Consider the following 5579-nt stretch of genomic DNA (forward strand, 5'->3'; position numbering starts at 1 on the left):
GCTAAGCTGTGCCGCCATGCAGTAGCAGGGCACCCGAAGCCGGTACTGCAAAACGCTGCACAGCGACCCAAACCTGCTATCGGCATGGCGGCGTGAACACGCTGGTAGGTCCCGGATAACCGTGCGGGCCCGTTTCCGAGGCTGTTCGGACCGTTGGGGTGCCGCACGGTTTCCGGGATGACGGGTTGGGGTTTAGGGCACCCGGCGCGGCAGGCCGCGCCGGGCTTGGGGAGGTGGGGTGGCTGAGGTGGTTGCTGCAAAGCTTGGGCTCCTCCGGAGCCGGGCGGTCGAAAAAACCTCCAGGGTTTTTAAAACCTTGGAGGTTTGAGTTCTACATCCAACAAAAAATCCGGCCTGATCCGCTCAATCGGCGTGCCATCCGTGTGCCATCATCGCGCAAGTGTTGTCACACGTTTATCGTGTGGTTTTGCTATTTTGGGGCTGCTTCATCCTTCATCAAAAAAATCAAATCCGTTCATCAATCACCCAAATGGGGTCGGGGGCGGAAGTCCTTCACCCTGCACACGCTTTCGATGCAGCTTGCCCACACAGTCGTTTTTATTGATACCGAGGTCAGTCCGAATCAGCGGAAGGTGACGGATGCGGCTGCGCTGTTCAGTACCGGGCAGGCGTTTCACGGGGCGGACCTGCGGGCGCTGGGGCGTTTCATGGCGGAGGCCGGTTTTCTGTGCGGGCACAACATCATCCGGCATGACCTTGGCTACCTGCAGCATGTGCCGGAAATCCGGGCTTTTGACGAGGCGCGCCTCATCGATACGCTGCTGCTCTCGCCCCTGCTCTTCCCCGAAAAACCATATCACAGGCTGGTGAAAGACGACCGGCTGGCAGGCTCGGAGGAGAACAATCCGCTGAATGACGCGCAAAAGGCGCGGGATCTTTTTTATGATGAGGTTTCAGCCTTCAACCGGCTTGATGCCGTGCGGCAGCGCGTTTATGCGGGCCTGCTGGGCAATCAGCCGGGCTTTGGCGGCTTTTTCAGGCTGCTGGGGCTTGAGGCTTCCGCAAAGGATGCGGCGGAGCTGATCCCGCTTGCCTGGCAGCAGCAGCTTTGTGCGCATGCGCCGCTGCCTGATTTCATCCGCAGTCAGCCGGTTGAGCTGGCTTATGCGCTGGCACTGGCCGATACGCGCAACAGCGACTCCCTGACGCCCCGCTGGGTGCTCAAAAATTTCCCGAAGACCGAGGCTGTTCTCGAGCAGCTCCGGAACCGGCCGTGTGCACCGGGCTGCGCATACTGCCGCCGGATGCTCGACCCCGTACAGGGGCTGCGCCATTTTTTCGGTTATGATGCCTACCGCAGTTTCGACGGGCAGCCGCTGCAGGAGCAGGCCGTGCAGGCGGCGCTCGACGGCGACTCCCTGCTTGCGGTGTTCCCGACCGGTGGCGGCAAATCCCTCACTTTTCAGGTGCCGGCGCTGATGGCCGGCGAGAACACCCGCAGCCTCACTGTCGTAATCTCGCCGCTGCAGTCGCTGATGAAAGATCAGGTCGATAACCTCATCAAAAAGGGCGTCACCCGGGCGGTAACCATCAACGGGCTGCTCGACCCGATTGAGCGGGCCGTCGCCCTGGAGCAGATCGAAAACGGGCAGGCGTGTATGCTGTACATTTCACCGGAATCGCTGCGCTCCTCCACCATCGAGCGCCTGCTCACCGGCCGCAAAATTGTGCGCTTTGTGATCGACGAAGCCCACTGTTTTTCTTCCTGGGGGCAGGATTTCCGCGTCGATTACCTCTACATCGGCAAGTTCATCCGGCGGCTGCAGCAGCTTAAGCAGCTGAGCGACCCCATCCCCGTTTCCTGCTTCACCGCAACCGCAAAGAAGCAGGTGATTGAAGACATCTGCACCTATTTCAGCACCGAATGCGGGCTTCAGCTGCGGATTTTCAAATCCTCGGTGCGGCGCATCAACCTCGCGTATGAGGCCTTCGAAACCGACGACGAAGAGCGCAAATATCAGAAAGTGCGGGAGCTGGTGAGTCAGCATCAGGAGCCGGCCATTGTGTATGTTTCCCGCACGGCGCGCACCACGAAAATTGCGGACCGGCTGAAGCAGGACGGCATAGCCGCGCTGGCTTTTCACGGTCAGATGGATAAGGACGAAAAAACGGCCAATCAGGATGCCTTCATGCGGGGGGAGGTGCAGGTGATGGTCGCAACCTCGGCCTTCGGCATGGGGGTTGACAAGGAGGATGTGCAGCTGGTAATCCATTTCGATATTTCGGATTCGCTCGAAAATTACGTGCAGGAAGCGGGGCGGGCGGGGCGGAATCCCGCGCTGCAGGCGCGCTGTTTCATTCTGTTTAATGAGGAGGACCTCGACAAGCATTTTCTGATGCTCAATCAGACCCGGCTCAGCATTCAGGAAATCAAGCAGGTGTGGCAGGCCGTGAAGCTGGTTACCAAAAACCGGGCTACGGCTTCGCAGTCGGCCCTCGAGCTGGCGCGGAATGCCGGCTGGGACGACAGCGTGAAAGATATCGAAACGCGCGTAAAGACCGCACTCTCGGCTTTGGAGGAATCGGGCTACCTCAGCCGGAAACACAACTCGCCGCGGGTGTACTGCAACAGCATCCTCCCCAAAACCGCGCAGGAGGCCATCGATATGGTTGAGGCCTCGGGACGCTTCACCCTAAAACAAAAGACCGACGCGGTGCGCATCCTCAAAAGTCTGTACTCGGCCAAAAGCCGCACTTCGCCCGAAGATGAAACCGCCGAGAGCCGGGTCGATTACCTCTCCGACCGCCTGGCCATCCCCGCGAAAGATGTGATTTCCATCGTGCAGCTGCTGCGCGAAATCGACGTGCTTGCCGATGCCAAAGACCTCTCGCTGCACCTGCAGCAGGGCGAGCGCGAAAACCGCTCGCTGGGCATCCTCAGCGATTTTATCGAGACGGAGCGCTTCCTGCTGGCACGTGTGAAGGAAAAACAGAAGCACGACCTCCGGGAGCTGAGTGAAGCCCTTGAGTTGGAAAGCGGCGTGAAGGGCGGCATCAAAAGAATCAAAACCCTCATTTATTACTGGTCGGTAAAAAGCCATGCGCAGCATAAATGGCAGCATGAGCGCAAAGCCGTAGCCCTGGCGCTCACGGGTCAGGCAGAGGCCTTCGCAAAAACCATGCAGAAGCGGCACGAGCTTGCGCGCTTTATGCTGCAGTTTCTTTTTGGGAAGGCGGCCCAAAATGCGGCAGCTTCCGGCGGCGATACCCCGGCTCGCAGCCATCTGCGGGCTGATTTTTCGGTGAAGGAGATGCTCGAAGCCTGGCAGCAGCACATCCGCGGGGACCTGATTGCGGAGGAAGCGCAGAGCCATGAGATTGAGGAAGCGCTGTTTTACCTCAGCCGCATCGGCGCGGTCACCATTGACGGCAGCTTCATTGTGATTTACAACCGCCTCACCCTTGAGCGGCTGGAAACCGATCAGCGAGTGCGCTACAAAAAGCAGGATTACACCCGCCTCGAGCAGCATTATCAGCAGAAAACCGAGCAGATTCACATCGTGGGGGAATACGCGAAACGACTGCTGAAGGACTACCGCGACGCTTTGGAATTTGTGAATGATTACTTCGAGCTCGACTATGAGGTTTTCCTGAGCAGGTATTTCGGCAGCAGCCGGCGGGAAATTACGCGGACCATTACGCCGGGCAAGTTCAAAAAACTGTTCGGGGCGCTTTCGCCGCGGCAGCTCAGCATTGTGAAAGAGCAGACACACCCCTATGTGGCCGTTGCTGCGGGGCCCGGCAGCGGCAAGACACGCGTGCTCGTGCACAAACTCGCCGCCCTGCTGCTCACCGAAGATGTGAAGCAGGATCAGCTGCTGATGCTCACCTTTTCGCGGGCTGCGGCGCTGGAATTCAAAATGAGGCTGCGCGAGCTGATCGGCAACGCGGCACACTTTGTGAAAATCACCACATTCCACTCCTACTGTTTTGAGCTCTCGGGCAGGCTCGGAAATCTCGAAAAAGCCGACAAAGTGATCCCCGAAACGGTCGCCAAGATCAAATCAGGCGAAATCGAACGGAGTCAGATTACAAAATCCGTGCTCGTGATTGATGAGGCGCAGGACATGGATGAAAACGAATTCGCCCTCATCAAGGCGCTGATGCAGGCTAACGAGGAGATGCGGGTTGTTGCCGTCGGGGATGACGACCAAAACATTTACGCCTTCCGCGGCTCTGACTCCCGCTACTTTGCGAAATTCTGGCATCACCGGGAGCGGACCGCGCAGTTTGAAATGACGGAAAACTACCGGAGTGCAGCCATCATCACCCAATTCGGGAACCGTTTCGTTCGCACCATCAGCCAAAGGATGAAAACGACGCCGATTCACTCCAAAGTTGATTTTTCGGGGGAGCTGCACTACACCCGCTACCGCATGGAAAGCCGGCTCATCCTGCCGGTAAGCGATGCCGTTTGGCAAAACGGCATCAGCGGCACTACCGCCGTACTGACCCGCACCAACGAAGAGGCCCTGCTCCTCAACTCCCTGCTGCGCCGCAAGGGGCTGCCCTCGCGGCTGATTCAGAGCAATGAGGGCTTCAGCCTGTACAGCCTGCGGGAAATCCGCTTTTTTGTGGAAACGCTGCAGCCCGAGGAGGGCATCTTCACCATCACCGCTGAAGAATGGGAGGAAGCCGTCCGGAAAACGAAGCTGACCTTCAGCGGCAGCACACAGCTCGAAACCTGCCTGCAGGTGCTCGGCAGCTTTCGGAACAGCAGCGGCAAAACGCTGTACCGCAACGATTTAATTCAGCATCTGAAGGAATCGCAGCTCGATGACTATCTGCAGCAGCGGGAAGGCAGCGTGCTCGTTTCGACCATGCATAAAGCCAAGGGCCGCGAGTTCGATACGGTTTATGTGCTGTTCGAACGGGCTGTGCCTTCCGATGATGAAGAGCGGCGGCTGCTTTATGTGGCCTTCACCCGGGCGCGGAAGAGGCTTTATCTGCACGTTAACTCGGATTACTTCGAAAGCCTGCTGCCTGACGGCGCGATTTTATCGGAAGATGACACCCGCTACCCCGAGCCGGACCTCCTCAGCGAACAGCTCACTCACAAAGACGTGTGGCTCGGATTTTTCCGTTCAAAGGCGGCCGCGGTTTCCCGGCTGAAAAGCGGCGATCAGCTGCGCTGCAAGGGGGAGTGCCTGCTGAATGAAAACGGGGCGGAAGTCATCCGGTTTTCAAGAAAATATCAGGAAACCATCAGACGGCATGAAGCCCGCGGATTTCAGCTGAAGCAGGCCGAAGTCGCCTTTGTGGTGTGGTGGCAGCCGCCGGACGAGGGCCTTGCTGTTGCTGCTGCTCCCGCTGCTTCTGCAAATTCTGATACTTTGGATGCATCCGAAGCTTCAAAACCAAACGGGCAACTGCTTCAGACCACTAAACAGCCTGAAATCCTGATCGTGCTGCCGCGGCTGCTTTATGTGAGGGCTGAGCAGCCATCACCCTTTACGCCAACTGCAGAATCCGGGAGTGTAAGGACGCAACACAATAAAGGGTAATCAGGCCGCATCCTGAGGCGCGCCTAACGGAAAGCTGACGCGCATGAGGGTGCC

General features: G+C 58.2%; 1 protein-coding gene. It reads left to right on the forward strand.

The features are described 5' to 3' along the window. The first annotated feature begins 419 nt into the window (after positions 1-419). A complete protein-coding gene (locus LAT75_RS15080) occupies positions 420-5525 on the forward strand; it encodes a RecQ family ATP-dependent DNA helicase (RefSeq protein WP_291483577.1) in 5106 nt (1701 codons plus the stop codon). The last annotated feature ends 54 nt before the right edge of the window (positions 5526-5579 follow it).

The organism is Cyclonatronum sp. (assembly GCF_022565315.1).
In the GTDB taxonomy this organism is placed as follows: Bacteria; Bacteroidota; Rhodothermia; order Balneolales; family Cyclonatronaceae; genus Cyclonatronum.